Below are 23505 nucleotides of genomic sequence, written 5' to 3'. Positions count from 1 at the left end.
CCTAGCGAGCGGCTCGGTGCCCGCCCGCTCCGCCGGTCTCGGCGAGGAGCGGGAGGGTGCCGAGCTCGATCGTGACGTGGATCCCGTCCTCGTCGCGGTAGGCGGTCAGGCCGTTCATGGTGGCCATGTCGACGCCCTTCTCGCGCATGTGCACCACGATCTGGTCGATCGCCAGCGCGAGCCGTGCCTGGGACACGGACTTGTTGCGCCACTTGACCTGGTTCTCGGTGAAGTAGGGGGTTGCCTTCTCGGCGAGCGTTGCCACAGCGTCACGGTGGGCAGCACTGGACATGGGACCCTCCAGGGTGCGCGATATGGGGGGAGTCGACGGGAGCAGTCGGGGCTTGCGACTGTAAGCGAACTAACCAAAAAATCGAAACCGGAGATCGATCGCGAGCGTAAAGTGGATCGAGTGACGGGTGAGACTGGTTGGCAACGACACAACGAAGCCGTCGAGCGGCTGACGACCTCCTACGCGAAGATCCCCGACGGGGCTCCCGTCAGGCTCGCCAAGCGCACCACCAACCTCTTCCGGGCCCGGGCCGCGACCAGCGCCCCGGGTCTCGACGTCTCCGGACTGGGTGGTGTGATCGAGGTCGACGCCGAGGCGGGCACGGCCGACGTACAGGGCATGTGCACCTACGAGGACCTCGTCGACGCGACCCTGGCGCACGGGATGATCCCCTACGTGGTCCCGCAGCTGCGCACGATCACGCTGGGCGGCGCGGTGACGGGCATGGGCATCGAGGCCACGAGCTTCCGCAACGGGATGCCCCACGAGTCGGTGCTGGAGATGGACATCCTCACCGGCTCGGGCGAGATCGTCACGGCCCGGCCGAGCCCGGGAAACGAGCACAGCGACCTCTTCGACACCTTCCCCAACTCCTACGGCTCCCTCGGCTACGCCACCCGGCTCAAGATCAAGCTGGAGAAGGTGCCGGGGTACGTCGCCCTGAGGCACCTACGCTTCGACGACCTCGGCCTGCTGACGAAGACGATCGCGCAGATCACCGAGACCAGGACGTACGAGGGAGAGCGGGTCGACGGGCTCGACGGTGTCGCCTTCGAGCCGGGGGAGTACTACCTGACCCTCGCGACCTGGACCGAGCGGGCGACGCAGACCCCGAGCGACTACGGCGGCCAGCAGATCTACTACCGGTCGATCCAGCAGCGAGACACCGACCTCCTGACCACCTATGACTACCTGTGGCGCTGGGACACCGACTGGTTCTGGTGCTCGGGGGCCTTCGGCGCGCAGAACAAGTACCTGCGCCGGGTGTGGCCCCGCCGGCTGCGCCGCTCGGACGTCTACATGAAGCTGGTCGGCCTGGACCGGAAGTTCGGCATCGCCGACAAGCTCGACGCGCGCGCCGGGCGGCTGCTGCGGGAGCGGGTGATCCAGGACATCGAGGTGCCGGTCGAGAACCTGCCCGCCTTCCTGGAGTGGTTCGACGCCGAGATCGGGATGCGGCCGGTGTGGCTGTGCCCGTTGGTCTCCACGGGGACGAGCACGGGCGGGAAATGGCCGACCTACCCGCTCGAGGCGGGCCGGACGTACGTCAACGTCGGTTTCTGGGGCACGGTCCATGTCGGCCCCAGCGCCGTCAACGCCCCCAAGAACCGCGCGATCGAGACGCAGGTGCACGAGCTCGGCGGGCATAAATCGCTCTACTCCGAGGCGTTCTACGACAAGGATGTCTTCGACGCTCTCTACGACGGGGACAACCTCGCGGCCGTGAAGGCGAGGTACGACCCCGGCAACCGGTTGACCGATCTGTACAGCAAGGCGGTGAAGAGACTGTGAACCATATTGCAGAGACCATCAACGAACTCTTCGACGGTGGGCTGCCGATCAAGCTCACCGCGTACGACGGCAGCGTGGCCGGCGACAGGGACTCCGAGTTCGGCATGGAGATCCTCAACCCGCGCGGGCTCGCGTTCCTGCTGACCGCGCCGGGCGACCTCGGTCTGGCCCGCGCCTACGTCAGCGGCGACATGGCTCTCCACGGCATCCATCCGGGCGACCCCTACCCGCTCCTGGACCTGATCCTGGACAAGACCGACTTCAAGCGGCCGAGTGCTCGCGAGACGATCGAGCTCGTCCGCGCCCTCGGGGTCACGAACTTCGTCCCGCCGAAGCCACCGCCGCAGGAGCACCTGCCGGCGTGGCGGCAGCGGGCCGAGAACGTACGCCACCTCTCCGGTCGCGCGCTCAGCGCGCTGCCGTGGACGCGGCACTCGCCCGAGCGCGACGCCGACGCGATCCACCACCACTACGACGTCTCCAACACCTTCTACGAGTACGTCCTGGGTCCGTCGATGACCTACACCTGTGCTCTCTACCCGACCGACGACGCCACCCTCGAGGAGGCGCAGGCGGCCAAGTACGACCTGATCTGCCGCAAGCTCGGCCTCGAGCCCGGGATGCGGCTGCTCGACATCGGCTGCGGCTGGGGCGGGATGGTGCGCCACGCGGCCAAGCACTTCGGGGTGAAGGCGCTCGGCGTGACCCTGTCGCGCGAGCAGGCCAACTGGGCCCAGCAGGCGATCAAGGCCGATCGTCTCGACGACGTCGCCGAGGTGCGCTTCTCCGACTACCGCGACGTGGTCGAGGGGGACTTCGACGCGGTCAGCTCCATCGGGCTCACCGAGCACATCGGCGTGGCCAACTACCCGTCGTACTTCGGGGCCATCAAGGGCAAGCTGCGTGACGGGGGCCGGCTGCTCAACCACTGCATCACGCGACCCGACAACGCCTCGCGGGCGACCGGGGCCTTCATCGACCGCTACATCTTCCCCGACGGCGAGCTCATCGGCTCGGGGACGATCGTCTCCGCGATCGAGAACACCGGCCTCGAGGTGCAGCACCACGAGAACATCCGGGTCCACTACGCCAAGACGCTCACCGCGTGGAACGACAACCTCCGCGACAACTGGGACGCCTGCGTCGACGAGGTCGGCCTCGGCACCGCGAAGGTCTGGGGGATCTACATGGCCGGTTCCCGGATCGGCTTCGAGCGCAACAACATCCAGCTCCACCACGTGCTCGCCACCAAGACCGTCGACGGGGTCTCGGGCTACCCGCTGCGGCACACCTTCTGAGGAAGACACGCGTGGGTGAAGGTGGCGTGCCACCTTCACCCACGCGGTGATCTCCTCACCCGCCGGCGGGTCCGCCGCCGATGCCGATCTCGTTGCCGTCGGGGTCGCGGAAGACGGTCTTGCGCACCCCGTTCTCGTACGTCTCCTCCGACTCCGGCCGCAGCCCCCGGTCCGCGATCGCGGCAAGCCGGGCGTCGAGGTCGTCGACGAACAGGGTGACGAACCCGTGGCCGGCGATCTCCGGCTTCTGCTCGACGTAGACGTAGCGGTGCTCGGCCGCCTCGAAGACGGCCTCGACCTCGTTCGGGTGGAACGCGACCTCGCCGAGCAGCTTCTCGTACCAGGGCACGGCGGCGGCGAGGCTCGTCACCGGGAGGCCCGCGAAGAGGTCGACCATGTCAGAACCTCCACCGGGTCGCGCCGTACGGCTCGACGCACTGGACCGCGTGCGCCGAGGTGGCCTCGAGCCGGTGCACGTGCCACGGCGCGGGGCCGGCGCTCTGTGCGTTGAAGGGCGCGGTCAGCGCGTCCCCGGACTCGTCGACCTCGGCCGGCCAGCCCTCGTGGTCGTGGTAGCGCCTCGCCACGCGGGCGAGCTCCTCGCCCAGCACCCGGGTGGCACGGCCCTCGACCACCAGGTCGAACTCGCGCACCGAGAGCGAGATGGCGCAGCGGGGATCGCGCGCCAGGTTGCGGCCGCGGCGCGTCCGCGGGCCGGTGACGAGGTGGAAGGAACCGTCGAACCAGATCGCGCCGACCGCGTTCACGTGCGGGCCGCCGTCGGCGTTGATCGTGCTGGCCCAGGTCGTGTAGCGCCCGGGCTCGCCCTCCTGCGACCCGGGGCCCTGGTCGAACCCGGCCTCCAGCCGCGTCGTCACCTCCGCCCAGGACATCGGCGGGGCGTCGTACATCTCGGCGAGGTTGTAGGTCTCCATGAGCTGTCTCCTTCGACTGGACAGGACTATTCACCTGTTCCACGAACGAGTCACGCCCACATCGACAACGGGCCGATCGGGGCGATGATGCGGGCGGGGGAGCCCGGCGCGGATAACCTTGAGCTGATGAGTGTCAAGGCCCAGCAGTACGCCGCGGAGGTGCTGCGGCGCGAGCAGATCACGCCCCACCTCGTACGCCTGGTGCTCGGCGGTCCCGGGCTGGCCGGGTTCGAGTCGACCGGGATCCCGGACGAGTGGGTCGGGCTGATCGTGCCGGGACAGTTCCAGTCGCGCTACTACACCGTGCGGTCCTGGCGGGACGGCGAGCTGACCCTCGACGTCGTCGTCCACGACGTCGGCCTGGTGACCGAGTGGGCCACCCGTCTCGACCCGGTGGGACAGACGGTCACGATCACCGAGCCCAAGGGCTCCTACGCCGTGCCCGACGGGGCCGAGTGGCTGCTGCTGGTCGGCGACCTGACCGCGATGCCGGCGATGGCGCGGATCGCCGAGACCACCGACCTGCCGACGCGGATCTGGGCCGAGGTGCCCGACGACCTGCCCGGTTACCTCCCCGACTCGGCCGAGGTCACCTGGTCGGCGCCGCCCTCGGAGACCTCCTCCGACCTGGCCGCGGCCGTGGAGAAGATCGAGTGGCCCGCCGGCGACGGCTACTTCTGGATGGCCGGTGAGTCGAGCCAGATGCGGGCGATCCGCAAGCATCTGATGCGCGAGCGAAAGCTCGACTCCCACGCCTACGACGTGATGGGCTACTGGCGCGGAGGCGGCCAGAAGCGGCAACCACGCGCGGTCGATCCCGGACCGGTGTGGCGCGAGGGCAAGGCCCAGGGGCTCACCGACGAGCAGATCTGGCAGCGATACGACGAGCAACAGGAGCAACAGTGACCGAGCCGAGCCCGGCGCCGCCAGCACCAGAATTTCGGAGCGGCTTCGTGTCGTTCGTCGGACGTCCCAACGCGGGCAAGTCGACCCTGACCAACGCGCTGGTGGGCACGAAGGTGGCGATCACCTCCGACAAGCCGCAGACGACGCGCACCGTGGTCAAGGGCATCGTCCACCGCCCCGACGGCCAGCTGATCCTGGTCGACACCCCCGGCATCCACCGGCCGCGTACGCTGCTCGGCGAGCGGCTCAACGACCTGGTCGAGGCCACCTGGACCGAGGTCGACGTGGTCGCGATCTGCTTCCCGTGCAACGAGAAGATCGGCCCCGGTGACCGCCGGATCGCGGAGAACGCCAACAAGCTCAAGAAGGGCATCAAGCGGGTCGCGGTCGCCACCAAGACCGACCTCGCCACCCCCGAGCAGATCGGCGAGCACCTGATGTCGATCCAGGCGCTGGGGCAGGACCTGGGGATCGAGTGGGCCGAGATCGTCCCCGTCTCCAGCGTCGGCGGCGACCAGGTCGACCTCCTCGCCGAGCTGCTCATCAAGCTCCTCCCCGAGGGCCCGCCGCTCTACCCCGACGGCGAGCTCACCGACTCTCCCGAGGAGATCATCGTCGCCGAGCTCATCCGCGAGGCAGCCCTCGAGGGCGTACGCGACGAGCTCCCGCACTCCATCGCGGTCGTCGTCGAGGAGATGCGCCTGCGTGAGGACCGCCCGGAGAACAAGCCGCTGATGGACATCCACGCCTTCCTCTACGTCGAGCGCGACTCCCAGAAGGGCATCGTGATCGGCCACAAGGGCTCCCGGCTCAAGGACGTCGGCCAGCGCGCCCGCCTGCAGATCAAGGAGCTGCTCGGGATGCCGGTCTACCTCGACCTGCACGTCAAGATCGCCAAGGACTGGCAGCGGGACCCGCGGCAGCTGCGCAAGCTCGGCTTCTGAAGTGCTGCCGAGCAGGTCAGGATGAGCCGACTCGGCGTCGCCGGGCTGTCGCTTCGCGCTGGCTAGCGCGCCGGTTTCCGGGCGCACTTCGGCTTGCGTCGGGCTTGCGCCGACGCGGCGCAAAGGCACCTCCCCCGCTTCGCTCCTCCGATGCATTTGCGCCGAGTCGGCGCTTATCCGGCCTTCGGCCCGGGGCTCCGCCCCGGGACCTCAGGCCGGGGCCCAGCAGATCCCGTAGGTCTGCCCGCCCTGCCACTGCTCGGCGCTGGGGAACTCCCAGGACCACTCGTACTTGAGCGGGTCGTCGGCGACCTCGGCGGCAGCGGCCTTGCAGTCCTCGGCGCCGGCGCTGTTGACCTTCGACTCGCCGGGGTACTTGCCGGAGCCGAGGTCGATGACGGACAGCGCCCGCCAGGAGTGCTTGAGGGAGCACGGGACGCGCTTGAAGGAGTCGGACTTCGGCGAGGCCGTGCCGCACATCCGGAACGGCTCGGCGGTGTCGGAGTCACCCAGGACGCCCTTCATGTTGCCCTTGAGGGTCATCAGGGCCTTCGGGCCGGCGATGCCGATGACGTCGCAGCGGAACCAGTTGGCCCCCGCCTCGGACTCCTTGATCGTCGGCGTGAACCAGACCGGGCGCAGCATCGAGAGGCGCAGGTCGTCGGCGTCGCCACCGAGATACTTGGTGACCTTGTTGGGGCACGCCTCCGCGACCTGGGCCGCGACCTGCTCGGAGTCGACCGCGACCAGGTGGCCGTCGACGACGTTCCTCAGCCGGCCCACGGCGTAGGTCTGGGTGGTGTGCTTGCCCTTGCAGGAGACCGCGGTGCCACCGGCGGTCGGAGCCAGCGCCTCCTCGTAGGTGAGGTTGTAGCAGGCGCCCTCCTTGGGGGACGGCGCAGCCGAGGCCGAGGGGGACGGCGGGGCCGACGATGCCGATGGCGCGGCCTCCGGCTCGCCTCCGCCACATCCGGCCAGAGCCATGGCTCCGACGACGACGAGAGCCCCCCAAAGCTTGTGTCGCATGCTCACTCCTCGGTCACCGCCCAGCAGACCGCCCAGCGGTTGCCGGCGTTCCACTCCTTCTCTCCGAACCATGTGTACCCGTAGTCGAAGCTTTCCGGGTAACCCAACCAGGCCTGGACCGAGCCCTTGCAGTACTGCGCGGCCTTCTTCTTGGACCCCGCCACGCCGAGGAACTTGGTCTTGTCCTCGCCCAGCTTGATGGTCGTGACCGCACGCATCTGGTGAGGCTCGGAGCAGGGCACCTTCGCGGAGGTGACCGTCTTGCCCTGCGCGCACACCATCCAGCGGTCCTCGATGTCCTCGATGTTCTTGACCTTGAGGAGGTTGCGGGTGGTGGTCGGCAGGTCGACGTACTCGGCGCCCTGCTGGCCGCCGCCGACCACGTCGCAGCGGATCCAGCGCGCGCCCTCGTCCCAGGCCTTCTCCGAGGGGCCGAAGTAGACGTGGGAGAGCATCGAGCGCATCAGTACGCTCTGGTTGGTGCCGACGTACTTCTCCAGCAGCTTGCGGCACTGGCTGAAAGCCCACTCGTTGACCTTCTCGTCGCCGTACTCGGCGTCCTTGAACTCGTCCGGGAGCGGTCCGGCGCCGAAGGTCTCGGCGTTGTGCGGCTCGTCGCAGGCGACGTACTTGTCGAAGTTGTAGGCCTCGGCGACGTCCTCGTGGGAAAGGTTGCGGCACTTGCCGACCTCGGGCAGCGCGGTCGAGTCCACCTGCTTCGGATCCTCGCCCTTGGCGGCCGCCCGATCGCCGCCGCACCCGCTGAGCGCGAGGGCGGCGAGCACCACGATCACGAAGGACAAGGAGGTCGTACGTCCAGGGGTATGGCCGATCACGGGGATCGACTCTACTGGCGAATCCTGAGCGGGCCGAAAGGACAGATCAGTCCAGGACCGCAGCCAGCGTCGCGCCCAGCTCGTACGCCGCCTCGACATGCGCGTCCTCGACGTCTCCCAGGACGTCGAGGACGTCGAAGGCCTGGGCCCAGCCCAGCGCGCCGACGATGGACTGTACCGAGCGGATCGCGCCGGTGGTGTCGTAGCGGCCGTGGACGTAGAGGCCGTAGGGCCGTTTGGAGGTCGCACCGGCAGACTCGCCGGCTGCCCCGGAGGGGTCGAGGGCACCCCCGACGGCCAGGAAGGTCGAGTCGAAGAAGTGCTTGAGGGCGCCCGACATGTAGCCGAAGTTGGCGCTCGTGCCGAGCACGTAGCCGTCGGCGGCGAGGACGTCGTCGGCCGTGGCCTCCAGCGCGGGACGGACGAGGACCTCGACGCCCTCGATCTCGGGGTCGTTGGCGCCGGAGACGACCGCATCGGTCAGCCGCTGCAGCGACCGGGTGGGGGAGTGGTGGACGACGAGCAGGCGCGGCATCAACCGGCTGCCAGACGGCGGCCGGTGACCTCCTTGGGGTGCAGCCGCACCCACAACGGACGAGGTCCGGCCGGCCAGGTGTGGAGATCCTTGACGGCGTCGGGGATCTGCTCCTCGCGATAGAGGATCTCCGCGCGGCCCTTGAACTGCACCGACCAGCCCACGTGGGTGTCCGGGTCGAGCTCGTCGACCAGCAGCGCCACGGCACTCTCGTCGATCTGCTCGGCCATCGAGGAGTGGGCCGAGGTGCGGATCCAGACCGACTGCTCGTGCACGAGGTGGTTCACCGGCAGCACCACCGGTCCGCGCGGCCCGGTCCAGCCGATCCGGGAGATCGGGGTGTCCGCCGCGAGCCGCCACGACTCCTCGACGGTGAGCTCTTCCAGTTGGGCCACGCCCGTTCCTCCCATTCGCCAAGATGCCGGTTCAGCCGTTCGGTGTCAGTCTGCCAGTTCTGTTCTGTTATTGTTACCGAGTCATGATGCGCAGCCTCCTCCTTAGCTGCCGCAGCGGGGTCTGAGAAGCCGGACTCCCTCGCTGCGGAGGTTCGACGTGCGCCGGCACTCGCTCCCACCTGATGAGGAATCCGCATGACCAACCTGAGCAACTCCCGCAATCAGCAGAAGCCGTCGGGGATGCCGTTCGAGCGCTACCGAGCGTTCGTGCCCGTCGACGTACCCGACCGCACCTGGCCCGCCAAGAAGATCACCAAGGCTCCGCGGTGGCTCTCCACCGACCTGCGTGACGGCAACCAGGCCCTGATCGACCCGATGACGCCGGCCCGCAAGCTGCGGATGTTCGAGCTGCTCGTCGCGATGGGCTACAAGGAGATCGAGGTCGGCTTCCCGAGCGCGAGCCAGACCGACTTCGACTTCGTGCGCAAGCTGATCGAGGAGGACCGGATCCCCGATGACGTACAGATCTCGGTCCTGACCCAGGCGCGCGAGGACCTCATCTCGCGCACCGCCGAGTCGATCGCCGGCGCCCCGCGCGCCACCATCCACCTCTACAACGCCACCGCCGAGCTGTTCCGCCGGGTCGTGTTCAACGTGACCCCGGCCGAGTGCATCGGGATCGCGGTGCGCGGCACCGAGATGGTGATGAAGTACGCCGAGGAGCACGTCCCCGAGCTGATCGGCACCGAGGACTTCGGCTACCAGTACAGCCCCGAGATCTTCACCCAGACCGACACCGACTACGCGCTGGAGGTCTGTGAGCGGGTGAGCGACGTGTGGCAGCCGGAGGCCGGCCGCGAGATCATCCTCAACCTGCCCGCCACCGTGGAGATGTCCACGCCGAACACCTACGCCGACCAGATCGAGTACTTCGGCCGTGGCCTGACCCGCCGCGAGCACTCCGCCATCAGCCTCCACCCGCACAACGACCGCGGCACCGCGGTCGCGGCCACCGAGCTCGGCCTGATGGCCGGCGCCGACCGCGTCGAGGGCTGCCTGTTCGGTCACGGCGAGCGCACCGGCAACGTCGACCTGGTCACCCTGGGCATGAACCTCTTCTCCCAGGGCATCGACCCGCAGATCGACTTCCGGGTCGGCGGCGGCATCGACGAGATCCGCCGCACCGTCGAGTACGTCACCAACATCAACGTCCACCCGCGCCACCCCTACGCCGGCGACCTGGTCTACACCGCCTTCTCCGGCTCCCACCAGGACGCCATCAAGAAGGGCCTGGAGGACCTCGACCGGATCGCCGCCGAGTCCGGCAAGGACGTCAGCGAGATCCCGTGGGAGGCGCCCTACCTGCCCATCGACCCCAAGGACGTCGGCCGCACCTACGAGGCGGTCATCCGGGTCAACAGCCAGTCCGGCAAGGGCGGCGTCGCCTACCTGCTCAAGACCGAGCACTCCCTGGACCTGCCGCGTCGGGCGCAGATCGAGTTCTCGCGCGTGGTCCAGCAGCACACCGACTCCGAGGGCGGCGAGGTCAGCCCGGAGGAGATCTGGTCGATCTTCTCCGCGGAGTACCTCGAGCGCGAGGAGCCGTACGCCCTGGAGAGCTGGTCCTCGGTGACCGACGCCGAGGGTGGCGACGAGCAGGTCGTCGACCTCCGCGTCCGTGGCGAGGCGCGCACCTACAAGGGCGTCGGCAACGGTCCGGTGGCCGCGTTCGTCGACGCGCTCAAGGAGGCCGGCGCCGAGATCCGGGTCCTCGACTACGCCGAGCACGCGCTCTCGTCGGGCGGTGACGCCAAGGCCGCTGCGTACGTCGAGTGCGAGATCGCCGGCGAGATCGTGTGGGGCATCGGCATCCACGAGAACATCGTCACCGCCTCCCTGCGGGCCGTCGTCTGCGCGGCCAACCGGGCCCAGGCGGTCACGATCCCGCAGCGCTGACGCCGGGCGCCGCTGCGGGGTCACCCGCGGCGGCGCCGCCGCGCAGGCCGATCACCAGGCCCAGCGCGACGACGGCCGTGCCCAGCCAGACCATCGGGCCGGGCACGACCCCGTTGAGAGGTACGCCGAGGCCGGCCGCCGCGACCGGCACGACGCCGGTCAGCAGGCCGGCGCGGCCGGAGCCGAGGCGCCCGACCGCGGTGAACCAGAGCAGGAACGCGAGCGTGGTGACGACCACGGCCAGATGGAGCGCCGCGAGCAGATCGACGGTGTCGAGCGTGATGACGGCGGCCGGGCCCTCCGTCACGACCCCGATGACGGCCATGCCGGCGGCCGCCATCCACACCGAGTGGAACGAGACGCCGAAGGCGCCCAGGCGCCGCAGCACGGGCACCGCCAGGAGCGTGAAGCCCGCCTCGCAGACGAGGACGAGGAGCGCGTAGCCGATGCCCGCCGCATCGGTCCGTCCGAAGCCCTGGACCAGGATCGCTCCCGTCGTCACGACCGTGGCCCCGAGGATCACCGTGCGTGCCGGGAACGTGCGGGTCGCGATCGCCGGGACGACCGCGAGGAGCATCGGGACCGCTGCCACGGCCACCCCGATCACCGCCGGTTCGGCGTGGGCGACGCCGCGGACGACCCCGACGTTGAAGAGCACCAGTCCGACGGCCGCCACCCCGGCGAGCCAGAGCCATTCGGCGCCGCGCGGGCGCGGCACCTGCCAGCCGGTGACGCGGGCGACCGTGAGCAGGAGCAGGGCGGCGAGGGCGTAGCGGACGGACTGGAGCGTGAAGAGCGGGGCATCGGTGATCGCGGCCGAGACCGCGACGCTGCTGCCCACGCAGACCATCCCGGCGGCGGCGAACGCGATGCCGAGCAGGGTGCCGCCATGCGGCGACGCGCCGCCGCGGTCAGTGGTCGTGGTGTCGGGGCGGGGGAGCGCATCGGTGGTCATGACTACGAGGTTCGCGCCGACTTGGTCTGGCAGACAGATCCAAGATCGACATGGCAAAGTAGACCAAGTGACCGGAGCCGACTTCCTCCAGCTCGACCCGGCCGGGGTGCCGCCCGGTGGCCTGGCGGCGTGGCTCACCGGCGCCCTGCGCGACGCGGTCGCCGACGGCCGGCTCGCGGTCGGCGCGCGGGTGCCGGCCTCGCGCACCCTCGCCACCCAGCTCGGCGTCTCGCGCGGGGTGGTCGTCGAGGCGTACCAGCGGCTCACGGACGAGGGACTGCTCTCGGCCCGCAGCGGCGGCGGCACGCGGGTGAGTGCGGTCCCCGGAGCCGTACGCCGCCTCGGTGCCGCCACCCGCCTCCCGACGCCCGAGCTGGACCTCTCCCCAGGAGTTCCGGACCTGTCCGCCTTCCCGCGGGCGGCGTGGGCGAAGGCGTCTCGGGAGGTGCTCGCCGAGGTCGGCAGCGCCGAGCTCGGCTACGGCGATCCCCGCGGCGTACCGGCGCTCCGGGAGGCGCTCGCGGTCTGGCTGGGGCGTACGCGTGGCATCACGGTCTCGCCCGACGAGATCCTGGTGGTCAACGGCGTCGCCCAGGGCCTCGTGCTCCTGGCGCGCTGGCTGGAGGAGCGCGGCCGGACCACGATCGGCTTCGAGGAGCCGGGGTCCTACGGCGGCCGGGTGCACCTGCAACGGTGGGGGATGACGACGGTGCCGGTCCCGGTCGACGGCGACGGCCTGGACGTGGCGGCGCTCGACGCCGGCGGGGTCGACGCCGTCGTGGTCACGCCCGCGCACCAGTTCCCGACCGGGGTCGTGCTCTCGCCGCAGCGGCGACGGGAGCTGGTCGAGTGGGTCCGAGCGGTGCCGGACCGGCTGGTGATCGAGGACGACTACGACGCCGAGCACCGCTACGACCGGCCGCCGGTCTCCGCGGTGAAGGTGCTCGCCCCCGACCGGGTCGTCCACCTCGGCAGCGTGTCCAAGACCCTGGCGCCGGCGATGCGGATCGGCTGGCTGATCGCCCCACCGGGCATGCACGAGGAGCTGGTCGAGACCCGTTACTGGCTCGACCTGGCCAGCCCGGCGCTGCCCCAGATCACCTTGGCGCGGATGCTGACCTCGGGTGCCTTCGAGCGGCACCTGCGGCTGGTCCGGCAGCGACACAAGGCCCGGCGCGACGCCCTGCTCGAGGCGCTCGCCGAGCATCTGCCGGCCGTTCGGGTCCGAGGCGTCGCAGCCGGGCTGCACGTACTGGCGACACTGCCCGAGGGCATCGACGACGCCGCCGTGGCCGAGGCTGCGCTCGAGGCGGGTATCGCCGTCCACCCGCTGTCCCGGCACCGTCAGGGCGAGGGTCCGCCGGGCCTGGTGATCGGCTACGCGGCGACGACCCCGGACCGCCTCCGAGAGGCCGTCAGGCGGCTGGCGCCGCTGATCACCCGGGAGCCGACGTAGCGGACGGGTCTACTTCCCGAACCGCTCCTGGTCGAGCTTGACCGCGGCGTGCTGGTCCGAGCCGATGTTCTCCCGCAGCTCCTTGGCGGACTCCCGGATCGCGTCGGAGATGATCTCGTGGACCCGCGGGTCGGCCAGGCCCTCGTCGACCAGGCGCAGCACCGTGTCGGCGACGAGCCGGACGACGTCGTCGTGGAAGGGGAGGTAGCGCAGCTTCCCGGTCGTCTGGTCCTGGCGGATCAGGTCGATGATGAGCGTGTCGATCTCGGCCCGGTTCTCCTCGATCGCGCTGGAGATGTGCCGGGTGTAGTTGCCGGTCTGGATCACCGCGATCACCTCGTCGAGCACCGCGACCGTGATCGGCTTGCGGATCGCGTTGACGATCGCGCCGGAGAACCTCCCCACCACGTACGCCGAGACCCGGTCGCCGAAGGCACGGTCGGCCGCGCGCATCAGCCTGAGCAGGATGAGCACGATCCGCAGCAGCCGGAAGCCACGGAAGGCCGGGCTGGCGGCGAGCCCGAGCGGGATCATGCCGAGCAGCTCGTACCAGTAGAGCAGCGGGAACTTCCAGCCGAGCCCCGAGCGGAGCCAGCGGACGACGAACTCGACGGCGAAGATGCCGCAGACGACGTAGTCGGCGACGACGACCCGGTCGTACCAGACCTGGGAGACGTCCCAGAACGACACCCACACCACGGCCGCCACCGAGACGACGGCGAGCGCCAGCATCAGCCAGTCGACGACGGTGACCGGCGGTCCGGCGGCGGTGCCGGGCTCGCGGTCGTCGTGCGCGGGCTGGGGCGGCGCGGTCGCGATGCCTGGTGAGCTCATGACCGGCACGATAGGAGACGAGCCCACCGATCACGATCACCCACACGCGTCGTTGCCATTGTGTGGCTGCGACGTGAGGTCGGCGGCGCGGTCACTGGGTGCAGGCGACCTTGCCGTCCGGGACCGTGCGGAACGACATCACCCTGCCCAGGAACGGGGTGTAGGAGAAGCGGGGTTCATAGCCGGTGAACTCGCCATCGACCTTCTCGATGCGACGGGTCTGCCCGTAGCAGCGGCACACCACGGAGATGTCGTCCTTCGCGCTCAGAGCCCGCTCGAACTCGAACCGGGTCAACGAGTGCCCCACGGCGGCGACCTCGGCGAGCTCGGGGTCATCGGTCTCGATGATCTCGACCAGGTCGCCCTGATAGTCGCCGATCTGGAGGGTCGGGCTGATGAACCAGTGGTTCGTCCGGCCGTCCTCGGTCCAGAGGTTGCTGAACATCGTGAACGACGTCTGCGTCTTGAACCCGAGATAGGGGAGGGTGCCGTTCACCAGGACGAGCAGAGTCACGACCCACAGCACGCGCGACCCGGTGAACAGCGGGTCGGAGACGGCTATGGCGCGCGGCCCCTCGCGGCGTACCACCACGAGCATCGACCGGAAGTAGACGACGACGAGAACCACGAGGCCGAGGAACCACAGACCCACCCGGGCATAGGTGAAGGCGTCGTCGGACCCGACGGCCCTGGACGCGAGCGTCACGGCGACCACCAGCAGACCGACCGCCGCCGCGCCGGTCGCGACGGTTGCGACCAGGTGGTGCCGCAGCCGGCGAAGGCTGCTGCCGATCAGGTCGCCGCCCGCGGTGGCGACCTCGGGGCTGAGGAACAGGACGTACATCGCGATCGCGATGTAGCTGAACGCCTGGATCGCCGCGATCGGGACCATCGCGAGGGAGAGGTGGAACAGCAGCCCGGTCGGAATCGCGAGGAACCGCGTCCTGCGGAAGGCGAGCAGCAGCCCCAGGCCGATCTCGGTGACCAGGGCGGCGGCCGCCGCCGGAGTGGCGAGTCCTGCCACGACCGCGCTGCTCTGCTCGGCATGGAGGGCGGTGCCGAGCAGGGTGGCTGCGCAACCCACCATCGGGTCGAAGAAGTCGGTGTTGGCCTTCGCGATCCCCGACCACACGTACACGACGACCAAGGCACCGCGGGCCGGGCCCGCGAAGGCCTCGTACGCCGCCGACCGGATGTCGGCTCGACCGCGTCTGCGCCGCAGCCACGCGATGGCCAGCGCGCCGAGCAGGATCAGGTTGATGCAGTCCTCGAGCAGATGATGATTGACCTGGTAGGGCAGGTGTGCCCAGGAATAGGCCAGGTTGAGCACGAGCATCGTCGCGAGCGCCGGGGTGCGGTGGGGAAGGACGATCGTCGCGAGCGTTGCCACCAGGAGCAGGCCGAACAGGGCGTCGTGGGGGAAGTACTCATAGGTGAGGAGCTGGATCAGACCCTGTCCCGCCCAGAGCATGGTGAACAGGCTGAGCCGGTCGAAGCTCAGCCCTTGGGTCCGTACGTCGGCCACGGCGAACGTGGACCGGCTGAGCCTGGTCATGGCGGCATTATGATCGGGATTTTCGTCGGCGTGTCGTCATCGCCTCGTTTGACGTCTGCTCCAGGCCGGTGCGGCAGAATGGGACCGTGCCCCTCTACCGCGACGAGGCCATCGTGCTTCGCACCCACAAGCTCGGTGAGGCCGACCGGATCATCACCATGCTCACCCGCCATCACGGGCGCGTGCGCGCCGTGGCGAAGGGCGTGCGGCGCACCACCTCGCGGTGGGGTTCGCGGCTGGAGCCGTTCACCCACGTCGACCTGCAGTTCGCCGAGGGGCGCAACCTCGACACGATCACCCAGGCCGAGACGCTGACCCTGTTCCACGCGGGCATCGGGCTCGACTACGACCGCTACACCGCCGGCACCGCGATGCTCGAGACCGCCGACCGGCTGGTGCACGAGGAGGGCGAGCCGGCGCCGCAGCAGTACCTGCTGCTCGTCGGCGGGCTGCGGGTGCTCGCCCAGGGCGACCGGCTTCCCCGGCACGTGCTCGACTCCTACCTGCTCCGATCCCTGGCCGTGGCCGGCTACGCGCCGAGCTTCGAGGCCTGCGCGCGCTGCGGGCTGGAGGGTCCGCACCGGTGGTTCAACGTCTCCATGGGTGGCGCGCTGTGCACGACCTGCCGGGTGCCCGGCTCGGCGACGCCCTCGCCGGAGACGCTGACCCACCTCGGTGCGCTGCTCTCAGGTGACTGGGATACCGTCGGCCGCGCCGAGGACCGGACCAGCAGGCAGGCGAGCGGGTTGGTCGCTGCGTACCTCTCCTGGCATCTGGACCGCAACCTGCGCTCGCTCGAATACGTCGAGAGCTGAGGACACGATGGGCCACTCGCACGGCCACTCGCACGGCGGGCACGACGCCGAGGTGGAGGTCGAGGCGCTGCCGCGGATGGTGCTGACGGTCTCGCTGGTGCTCGTCGCCGTCCTCACCGTCGTCGGCGTCGCGGTCTGGTGGCCCGACAGCGCGGCCGTCGACAAGCTCCAGGGGTCCCAGGAGTTCATCGCCGACGGCGTCGTCTTCGAGACGGCCGAGGTGACCTCGGTCGCCGAGCCGTGCACCGCCGAGGGCACGCCCGAGGGCTGCAACAAGGCCTCCGTGAAGCTCACCAGCGGACCCGACTCCGGCACCGAGCTGGCGGTCGAGATCTCGACCCCGATGGCCCGCTCCGGGCTGGAGGCCGGTGACGAGGTGGAGCTCTCGCGCACCGAGAAGGAGGGGGAGGCGACGTACGCCTTCTTCGACGTCAAGCGCGGACCGCCGCTGCTCCTGCTGGTCGGTCTCTTCGTGGTCTGCGTCGTCGCCGTCGCGCGGCTGCGCGGGCTGATGGCCGTCCTGGGCCTCGGCTTCGCGGGGGCGGTGGTGTGGCTGTTCCTGCTGCCCGCGCTCCTCTCCGGCGAGCCCGCGGCCTGGGTCGCGCTGGTCTCCTCGGTGCTGATCCTCTACGTCGTGCTCTACACCACCCACGGGCTCTCGGTGCGTACGTCGGTGGCGCTCGCCGGCACGCTCGCCGGCGTCGCGGTGACGGCGCTGATCGGCACCCTCGCGATCGGCGGGAGCCGGCTCAGCGGGCTGGGTTCGGAGAGCGGTCAGACGCTCTCCTCGCTCGACGCCGCGCTCGACCTGCAGAGCCTCCTGGTCGCCGCGGTGATCATCGCCGGCCTCGGTGCGCTCAACGACGTCACCATCACCCAGGCGTCCGCGGTGTGGGAGCTGCGTGCCGCCGGACCGTCCACCTCGCGCTGGGACATCTTCCGCGGCGCGATGCGGATCGGTCGTGACCACGTCGCCTCGACGATCTACACGATCGTGTTCGCCTACGTCGGCACCGCGCTGACCCTGCTGCTGGTGATCCAGCTCTACGACCGGACGTTCTTCTCGCTGCTGACCACCGAGCAGATGGCCGGCGAGATCGTCTCCACGATGGCCGCGGGCATCGGCGTGGTGCTCGCCATGCCGATCACCACGATCATCGGCGCGCTGACCGTCCCCGGCCCGGCCGGGAACCCTGCGGAGATGGAGTACGACGCGCCCCGGCGCCCGATGGTCCCGCCCAGGCCGCCGCAGCAGCCCAGGCCACCTCAGCAGCCCAGGCCGCAGCCGCCCGCCGGCTATCCGCCGACTAGGGTGGGGCCTCGTGAGCAAGCCGGTCCGTACCCCAACACCCCACCCGTCCGGGGCTACCCCGCCCCCGGTCCCCAAGGACCTCGTCCCGGAGCACGTGGCGATCATCATGGACGGCAACGGCCGATGGGCCAAGGAGCGTGGCCTCCCCCGGACCAGGGGCCACGAAGAGGGTGAGTCCTCGCTCTTCGACGTCGTCGAAGGTGCCATCGAGATCGGTGTGAAGGCCATCTCCGCCTACGCGTTCTCGACCGAGAACTGGTCGCGCTCGCCCGACGAGGTGAAGTTCCTGATGGGCTTCAACCGCGACGTCATCCGCCGCCGCCGCGACGAGATGAACGAGCTCGGCGTCCGGGTTCGCTGGGCCGGCCGCGCCCCGCGGCTGTGGAAGTCGGTCATCAACGAGCTCAAGGTCGCCGAGGAGATGACGCGCCACAACACGGTGTGCACCCTGACGATGTGCGTCAACTACGGCGGCCGCGCCGAGCTCACCGACGCGATGCGCCGGATGGGGGAGGACGTCGCCGCCGGCCGCCTGCGTGCGGACAAGATCACCGAGAAGACGATCGAGAAGTACCTCTACGTCCCCGAGCTCGCCAACGCCGACCTGATCTGGCGCACGTCCGGCGAGCAGCGGCTGTCCAACTACATGCTCTGGCAGGCCGCCTACTCCGAGTTCGTCTTCACCGACGTGCTCTGGCCCGACGTCGACCGCCGCCACCTGTGGCATGCCATCGAGACGTACGCCTCCCGGGACCGCCGCTACGGCGGTGCCCTCCCGAACCCCGTCTAGCCGAGACGGTAGAAGAGGGGGTCGAGTCGGTAGTTGTGGGTGACGAAAGTGTCGAATCGTTCGCCACAACTACCGACTCGGCCACCAGAACTACAGACTCGCGGGATCAGCGGCAGTCGGTGCAGGTGCCGAAGATCTCCAGGGTGTGGGAGACGTCGGTGAAGCCGTTCTCCTCGGCCATGGTCTTGGTCCAGCGCTCGACGGCGGGGCCCTCGACCTCGACGGTGCGGCCGCAGCCGCGGCAGACCAGGTGATGGTGGTGAGTGTCGGAGCAGCGGCGGTAGATGGTCTCGCCGTCCTCGGAGCGCATCGCGTCGACGGCGCCGGCCTCGGCCAGCGCGGTCAGGGTGCGGTAGACGGTGGCGAGGCCGACGGCGCCGTCGAGACGGGAGTGGATCTCCTGGGCGGAGTGGAAGCCGTCGTACGTCCGTAGCGCCTCTGCCACCGCGAGCCGCTGCTTCGTGGGCCGCAGCGCGCTCTGGGAATCGGCCGCCAACGGGTCAGTGCTCGTCATAGTGCTCTCCCTCCGCGCCGACGTGCGCCGCGTGCCGGTGCCCGTCATGGATGTAGTCGACGTGGTCGCCGTGCTCGACCGCCACGTGGCCGCACTTCTCGCCGTGATGGTGCGGGTGGGACTCGTCGACCGGCTTCTCCTCGGGCGAGGTGTCGGGGAACGGGGCCACGAGCGCCCGGTGGCGGCGCAGCCAGGCGCCGACGGGCCAGACCAGGAAGAACCCGGCTAGGGCGACCAGCACGATGCTGGGACCGGGCTGGACGTTGGCGCCGGTGCGCGAGAGCGCGGCCGCCAGCACCAGGCCGCCGACCGAGGCGGCCAGCCCGGCACCCATCGCGCCGAGCAGCGTCATCCGGAACGACCGGGTCAGCTGCTGCACGATCGCGACCGGCACGACCATGAGCGCGGAGACGAGGAGCAGGCCGACGGTGCGCATCGCGATCACCACGCTCAGCGCGGCCAGCACGGCGACCAGGATCGAGTAGAACCGCACCGGCAGCCCGGCGACCTTGGCGTAGTCGGCGTCCTGGGAGACCGCGAACAGCTGCGGCGAGAGGCCGACGCAGATCACGATCAGCACGACGGCGAGCGCCATCGTCACGAGCAGGTCGTCGACCGAGATCGTCAGGATCGAGCCGAAGAGGAACTCCTGGAGCCGGGAGGCGCCGGTGCCGGCCAGCCCGGTGACGAAGACGCCGCCGGCGAGCCCGCCGTAGAAGAGCATCGCCAGGGCGACGTCACCCTCGGCGTGGCCGCGCTCGCGTACGACCTCGATGACCACGGCCCCAGCGACGGCGACGACCACCGCGGTCCAGGTCGGTGACGTCTGGGTCCACAGGCCGATCGCGACACCGGTGACGGCGACGTGACCGATGCCGTCGCCCATCAGCGCGAGACGTCGCTGCACGATGTAGGTGCCGACCGCGGGAGCCGCGATCCCGACGAGGAACGCCGCGATCAGCGCCCGCTGCATGAACGGGACCGAGAAGAGCTCGAGAAGAGTCATGGCCTAGAGCTCCTTCAGCGGGGTCGGGACGGCGGCGTTGGGCGTGGTAGCCGAGCCAGCTGAACCGAGCCCAGTGTCGCAGTGGACGTGGCCGGCGTCGAAGCCCTGAGCGTGCACGTCGGCGTCGGAGAGGGGAGGGCCGTCGTAGGCCTTGCGCCCGTCGCGCATGACGACGGCGCGGTCGACCAGCGGCGCCAGCGGCCCGAGCTCGTGGGCGACCAGCACGATCGTGGCGCCGTCGGCCTTGAGGCGGCTGAGCGCCTCGGCCAGGGCGTGCTGGTTGGGCAGGTCGACCCCGGCGGTGGGCTCGTCGAGCAGGAGCAGCTCGGGGCGACCGGCGAGCGCCCGCGCGATCAGCACCCGCTGGTGCTGACCTCCGGAGAGCTGGGCGACCCCGCGATGGGCGTACGCATCCATCCCGACCACCTCGAGGGCGGCCCGGATCGCGGCCCGGTCGGCGCTGCGCAGCGGCCGCAGCAGCTTGCGATGGGTGAGTCGGCCGGAGGCGACGACCTCCCACACCGAGGCCGGTACGCCGCCGGTGGCCGTGCTCCGCTGCGGCACGTAGCCGACCCGTGACCAGTCGTGGAAGCCGGCCAGGGCGCGGCCGAAGAGCTCCAGGCGACCGGCCGAGAGCGGGTTGAGGCCGACCAGGGTGCGTACGAGCGTGGACTTGCCGGAGCCGTTGGCCCCCATCAGCGCGACGAACTCACCGCGCTTGACGGTCAGGTCCACCTCGCGCAGGACGGGGCGTCCGGACAGCGCGACATCCCCGCGCAGGAGCTGCACGGGGACATCGGCGGGGACGGTGCTGTTTCCTGAGCCGTTCCCGGACTTGGTCACTGACAACCGTTGGCCGCCTTCAGGGCGTCGAGGTTCTGGCGCATGAGGGAAAGGTAGTCCTCTCCCTCGGTGTCTGCCGAGAGGCCCTCGATCGGGTCGAGCACGGCGGTCTTCAGACCGAGGTCGTCGGCGAGGGTGTCGGCGAGCGCGGTGCTGACCAGGCGCTCGGAGAAGATCGTGGTCACGCCGTGCTCCTTGGCGTGCTCGCCGATCTCGGCGAGCTGGGCCGGGTTGGGCTCGGCGTCGGGGGTCAGGCCGGCGATCGACTCGAACTCCAGACCGTACTTGTCCAGGTAGCCGAAGGCGTCGTGGGAGACGACGACGTCCTTGATCCTGCACTGCGCCAGGCCCGTCTTGAACTCCTCGTCGACCGCGGTCAGGTCCTCGGTCAGGTCCTTCGTGTTGGCCGCGTAGGTCTCGGCGTTGTCGGGGTCGGCCTTCGCCAGTGCGGCGCTGACGGCCTCGGCGTAGTCGGCCATGAGCGCCGGGTCGTGCCAGAAGTGGGGGTCGAGCTCGCCGTGGTCGTGGGCGTCCTCGCTCTTCTCGGCGTGAGCGTCCTCGCTCTCCTCCGTGTGGGCTTCCTCCTCCTCGTGGCCGTGCTCGTCCTCGCCGCCCTCCGCGGGGCGGAGCTCGACGGTCTTCTCGACGTCGACCACGGTGCCCTTGACGTCCTGCTCGATCGCGTCGTCGACGGCGGGCTGGAAGCCGTGCTCGGTGAGGATCACGTCGGCACTCTGCAGCGCGGCGGTCTGGTTGATGCTCAGCTCGAGGTCGTGGGGCTCGACGCCCGGCTTGGTGAGGCCGGTGACGTCGACGAGGTCACCCCCGACCCGCTCCGCGACGAACTGCAGCGGGTAGAACGCGGCCGCGACCTCGACCTTCCCCGAGTCGGAGCCGGCGGAACCGGAGTCGTCGGAGAGGGCGGCACAGCCGGAGGTGAGCAGGAGCGCGCCGGCAGCAAGGAGCCCGGCGGAGCGGATAGTGGGGGCCATGAGAACCATTCTCAGGTCAGTTGAGAATGGTTGTCAATTCCTTCCGGGATGCCGAAGAGCAGGGGTACGCCGGTCACCCGGGGGAGGTCGATGCGGTTGCACCGCTCGGCCAGACCCGGATCGCCGGGCCAGGAGCCGATGATCAGCCCGTCGGGCTCGTGGCCGCGCGCGCGGAGCGCGGCCACGGTCAGCTCGGTGTGGTTGAGGGTGCCCAGCCCGGCCGCGGTGACAACCACGAACGACGTCGCTGTGCCGCCGACGAGGAGCGCGTCGGCCAGGTCCAGGAGCGTGCCGCCGTCGGTGTCCAGGCGCACCAACAGACCACCGGCGCCCTCGACGAGGACGAGATCGTTGTCCCTGGTCAGCGCCGAGATCGTCGGAGCGTACGCAGCGACCGGCGGGATCTCCACCCCGGCCCGCCGGGCCGCGGTGTCGGGCGCGAGCGGCTCCCCGAGCCGGGTCAGCTCGTGGACCTCGATCCCGGTCAGCCGTTGGATCTCGGCCGCGTCGCAGTCACCGTCGTCGGTGCCGGTCTGGACCGGCTTGACGACCGTGACCTTCTCGCCGTTCGTGCGCGCCCGGGAGGCCAGCGTCGCGGTCGCGACGGTCTTGCCGACGCCGGTGTTGGTGCCGGTGACGATCACCACCCGTCCCCTCGGTGCGTTCATCGCGTCTCACCCACGACCGTGTCGATGGCCTTGACCGCCCGGTCCCAGTCCTCGTCGGTGACACCCGCCCCGGCGGTGACCCGGAGTCGGGAGACCCCGTCGGGGACCGACGGCGGACGGAAGCAGCCGACACGTACGCCCTCGGTGAGCAGATCCGCCTGCGCGGCCACCGCCGCCTCGGGCGACGGCATCGGCACCGACAGCACCGCGCCGGCAGGGGACGCGACCCCCAGGGTCCGCGCCAACCCGGTGACACGGGCGCGGATGGTTCCGGCCAGATCCGGGCGCGACCGCGCCACCCGCGCCGCGGCCAGCGCCGCGGCCGCGGAGGCGGGAGCCAGACCGGTGTCGAAGATGAACGGCCGGGCGGTGTTGACCAGGTGGTCGAGGACCGCCCGCGGGCCCAGCACCGCCCCGCCCTGGCTGCCCAGGCTCTTGGAGAGCGTCGCGGTGACCAGCACCTCGGGGCGCCCGGCGAGGCCGTGGCTGTGGACGAGGCCGGGCCCGTGCACGCCGACGCCGTGGGCCTCGTCGACGACCAGCAGGGCGTCGTACGCCGCGCACACCTCGGCGAGCTGGACCAACGGAGCCTCGTCGCCGAGCACCGAGTAGACCGACTCGGCGAGCACGAGGGTGCGGACGCCCGGCCGGGCGGCCAGCGCCGCGTGCACCGCGGCCACGTTGTTGTGCGGCACGACCGTGAGCTGGGCCCGGGAGAGCCGGACGGCATCGATCAGGGAGGCGTGGATGTGGGCGTCGGAGATGACGTGGGCGGTCCGGTCGGCCAGGGCGCCGACCACCGAGAGGTTCGCGTGGTAGCCGGTCGAGAACGTCAGCGCTCCCGGCTGGCCCAGCCAGTCGGCGAGCTCGTCCTCCAGCTCGCCGTGCAGTGTCAGGGTGCCCGTGACCAGCCGGGACGCACCCGCGCCACCTCCCCAGAGCATCGCCGCGTCGGCCGCGGCGCGGCGTACCTCGGGGTGGCGGGAGAGTCCCAGGTAGTCGTTGCCGGCCAGGTCGACACTGTGCGCATTCGAGGTGGCGTCCTGAGGGCCGCGCGGCCGCAGCCGCCGGGTCAGCCCGGCCTCCTCCCGTGCGGTGGCCGCGGTGTCCAGCCAGGTCTGCCAGCTCAT

General features: G+C 70.4%; 24 protein-coding genes and 1 pseudogene. 9 read left to right on the top strand and 16 right to left on the bottom strand.

The annotated features are described in order from the left end of the window. Position 1: 1 nt before the first annotated feature. The gene (locus ACWZJV_RS06230; RefSeq protein WP_457180619.1) at positions 2-265 is read right to left on the bottom strand and encodes a hypothetical protein; all 264 of its coding nucleotides are present in this window, start codon (positions 263-265) and stop codon (positions 2-4) included. 147 nt (positions 266-412) lie between these two features. Here ACWZJV_RS06230 and ACWZJV_RS06225 point away from each other — a divergent pair, with 147 nt between their 5' ends. Continuing rightward, on the top strand, positions 413-1804 hold the full coding sequence (locus ACWZJV_RS06225; protein ID WP_457180618.1) for an FAD-binding oxidoreductase: 1392 nt from the start codon (positions 413-415) through the stop codon (positions 1802-1804). Further along, the gene (locus ACWZJV_RS06220; RefSeq protein WP_457180617.1) at positions 1801-3102 is read left to right on the top strand and encodes a class I SAM-dependent methyltransferase; all 1302 of its coding nucleotides are present in this window, start codon (positions 1801-1803) and stop codon (positions 3100-3102) included. The genes ACWZJV_RS06225 and ACWZJV_RS06220 overlap by 4 nt, the downstream gene beginning before the upstream one ends. Before the next feature lie 55 nt (positions 3103-3157). Here the strand turns inward: ACWZJV_RS06220 and ACWZJV_RS06215 are convergent, their stop codons facing one another. Together ACWZJV_RS06215 and ACWZJV_RS06210 are read right to left on the bottom strand one after the other, a co-directional pair. Then, positions 3158-3499, bottom strand: a complete 342-nt coding sequence (locus ACWZJV_RS06215) for a VOC family protein (protein ID WP_457180616.1) — start codon at positions 3497-3499, stop codon at positions 3158-3160. 1 nt (position 3500) lies between these two features. Beyond that, positions 3501-4037, bottom strand: coding sequence for a pyridoxamine 5'-phosphate oxidase family protein (locus ACWZJV_RS06210; RefSeq protein ID WP_196873336.1), 537 nt, complete (start codon positions 4035-4037; stop codon positions 3501-3503). 126 nt (positions 4038-4163) lie between these two features. Here ACWZJV_RS06210 and ACWZJV_RS06205 point away from each other — a divergent pair, with 126 nt between their 5' ends. Together ACWZJV_RS06205 and era are read left to right on the top strand one after the other, a co-directional pair. Next, positions 4164-4943, top strand: coding sequence for a siderophore-interacting protein (locus tag ACWZJV_RS06205; protein ID WP_457180615.1), 780 nt, complete (start codon positions 4164-4166; stop codon positions 4941-4943). Beyond that, complete coding sequence (era, locus tag ACWZJV_RS06200; protein WP_008363774.1) at positions 4940-5887, top strand: GTPase Era; 948 nt, start codon at positions 4940-4942, stop codon at positions 5885-5887. Before ACWZJV_RS06205 ends, era begins: the two co-directional genes overlap by 4 nt. A 210-nt stretch (positions 5888-6097) precedes the next feature. On the opposite strand, the gene ACWZJV_RS06195 is transcribed toward era, so the two are convergent. Genes ACWZJV_RS06195 through ACWZJV_RS06180 form a run of 4 tightly spaced genes read right to left on the bottom strand, consistent with a single transcriptional unit; the run spans position 6098 to position 8679 of the window. Next, positions 6098-6913 (bottom strand): septum formation family protein, encoded by an 816-nt coding sequence (locus ACWZJV_RS06195; protein ID WP_008363775.1) that lies wholly within the window; start codon positions 6911-6913, stop codon positions 6098-6100. Between the two features lie 2 nt (positions 6914-6915). Beyond that, positions 6916-7749: a septum formation family protein gene (locus ACWZJV_RS06190; RefSeq protein ID WP_008363776.1), complete on the bottom strand. Its 834-nt coding sequence runs from the start codon at positions 7747-7749 to the stop codon at positions 6916-6918. Positions 7750-7795: 46 nt separating this feature from the next. Beyond that, on the bottom strand, positions 7796-8284 hold the full coding sequence (locus tag ACWZJV_RS06185) for a flavodoxin family protein (protein ID WP_457180614.1): 489 nt from the start codon (positions 8282-8284) through the stop codon (positions 7796-7798). Continuing rightward, positions 8284-8679 carry a pyridoxamine 5'-phosphate oxidase family protein gene (locus ACWZJV_RS06180; RefSeq protein ID WP_307785547.1) on the bottom strand — a complete coding sequence of 132 codons (396 nt, stop codon included), beginning with the start codon at positions 8677-8679 and terminating at the stop codon, positions 8284-8286. Before ACWZJV_RS06180 ends, ACWZJV_RS06185 begins: the two co-directional genes overlap by 1 nt. A 195-nt stretch (positions 8680-8874) precedes the next feature. Here ACWZJV_RS06180 and leuA point away from each other — a divergent pair, with 195 nt between their 5' ends. After that, positions 8875-10635 (top strand): 2-isopropylmalate synthase, encoded by a 1761-nt coding sequence (gene leuA, locus ACWZJV_RS06175; RefSeq protein WP_457180613.1) that lies wholly within the window; start codon positions 8875-8877, stop codon positions 10633-10635. Here the strand turns inward: leuA and ACWZJV_RS06170 are convergent. Further along, positions 10616-11590, bottom strand: coding sequence for a DMT family transporter (locus ACWZJV_RS06170; protein WP_457180612.1), 975 nt, complete (start codon positions 11588-11590; stop codon positions 10616-10618). The genes leuA and ACWZJV_RS06170 overlap by 20 nt on opposite strands. A 67-nt stretch (positions 11591-11657) precedes the next feature. Here ACWZJV_RS06170 and pdxR point away from each other — a divergent pair, with 67 nt between their 5' ends. Then, positions 11658-13046, top strand: coding sequence for a MocR-like pyridoxine biosynthesis transcription factor PdxR (gene pdxR / locus ACWZJV_RS06165; protein ID WP_457180611.1), 1389 nt, complete (start codon positions 11658-11660; stop codon positions 13044-13046). A gap of 9 nt (positions 13047-13055) precedes the next feature. Here the strand turns inward: pdxR and ACWZJV_RS06160 are convergent, their stop codons facing one another. After that, positions 13056-13880, bottom strand: coding sequence for an ion transporter (locus ACWZJV_RS06160; protein WP_457180610.1), 825 nt, complete (start codon positions 13878-13880; stop codon positions 13056-13058). Between the two features lie 91 nt (positions 13881-13971). After that, positions 13972-15435 (bottom strand): HTTM domain-containing protein, encoded by a 1464-nt coding sequence (locus ACWZJV_RS06155; RefSeq protein WP_457180609.1) that lies wholly within the window; start codon positions 15433-15435, stop codon positions 13972-13974. A gap of 86 nt (positions 15436-15521) precedes the next feature. Here ACWZJV_RS06155 and recO point away from each other — a divergent pair, with 86 nt between their 5' ends. The 3 genes and pseudogenes from recO to ACWZJV_RS06140 all read left to right on the top strand — a co-directional run bounded on the left by recO (position 15522) and on the right by ACWZJV_RS06140 (position 18352). Then, on the top strand, positions 15522-16250 hold the full coding sequence (gene recO / locus ACWZJV_RS06150; RefSeq protein ID WP_008363785.1) for a DNA repair protein RecO: 729 nt from the start codon (positions 15522-15524) through the stop codon (positions 16248-16250). Positions 16251-16257: 7 nt separating this feature from the next. After that, a pseudogene (locus ACWZJV_RS06145) lies at positions 16258-17403 on the top strand (YibE/F family protein); the annotation flags it as partial. Positions 17404-17572: 169 nt separating this feature from the next. After that, positions 17573-18352, top strand: coding sequence for an isoprenyl transferase (locus ACWZJV_RS06140; RefSeq protein ID WP_457180608.1), 780 nt, complete (start codon positions 17573-17575; stop codon positions 18350-18352). 106 nt (positions 18353-18458) lie between these two features. On the opposite strand, the gene ACWZJV_RS06135 is transcribed toward ACWZJV_RS06140, so the two are convergent. Genes ACWZJV_RS06135 through ACWZJV_RS06110 form a run of 6 tightly spaced genes read right to left on the bottom strand, consistent with a single transcriptional unit; the run spans position 18459 to position 23505 of the window. Beyond that, positions 18459-18866 carry a Fur family transcriptional regulator gene (locus ACWZJV_RS06135; protein WP_008363789.1) on the bottom strand — a complete coding sequence of 136 codons (408 nt, stop codon included), beginning with the start codon at positions 18864-18866 and terminating at the stop codon, positions 18459-18461. Then, the gene (locus ACWZJV_RS06130) at positions 18853-19872 is read right to left on the bottom strand and encodes a metal ABC transporter permease (RefSeq protein ID WP_457180607.1); all 1020 of its coding nucleotides are present in this window, start codon (positions 19870-19872) and stop codon (positions 18853-18855) included. Before ACWZJV_RS06130 ends, ACWZJV_RS06135 begins: the two co-directional genes overlap by 14 nt. A 3-nt stretch (positions 19873-19875) precedes the next feature. Further along, positions 19876-20715 (bottom strand): metal ABC transporter ATP-binding protein, encoded by an 840-nt coding sequence (locus ACWZJV_RS06125; protein ID WP_457180606.1) that lies wholly within the window; start codon positions 20713-20715, stop codon positions 19876-19878. Beyond that, positions 20712-21707, bottom strand: a complete 996-nt coding sequence (locus tag ACWZJV_RS06120) for a metal ABC transporter substrate-binding protein (protein WP_457180605.1) — start codon at positions 21705-21707, stop codon at positions 20712-20714. Before ACWZJV_RS06120 ends, ACWZJV_RS06125 begins: the two co-directional genes overlap by 4 nt. 11 nt (positions 21708-21718) lie before the next feature. Further along, positions 21719-22375, bottom strand: a complete 657-nt coding sequence (gene bioD / locus ACWZJV_RS06115; protein WP_457180604.1) for a dethiobiotin synthase — start codon at positions 22373-22375, stop codon at positions 21719-21721. Beyond that, positions 22372-23505, bottom strand: a complete 1134-nt coding sequence (locus ACWZJV_RS06110; RefSeq protein WP_457180603.1) for an 8-amino-7-oxononanoate synthase — start codon at positions 23503-23505, stop codon at positions 22372-22374. The genes bioD and ACWZJV_RS06110 overlap by 4 nt, the downstream gene beginning before the upstream one ends.

The sequence above is a fragment of the Nocardioides sp. WG-D5 genome (genome assembly GCF_054031175.1).
The sequence above is the reverse complement of the archived record's forward strand: the minus strand, read 5'-3'. Positions and strand labels throughout refer to the sequence as shown.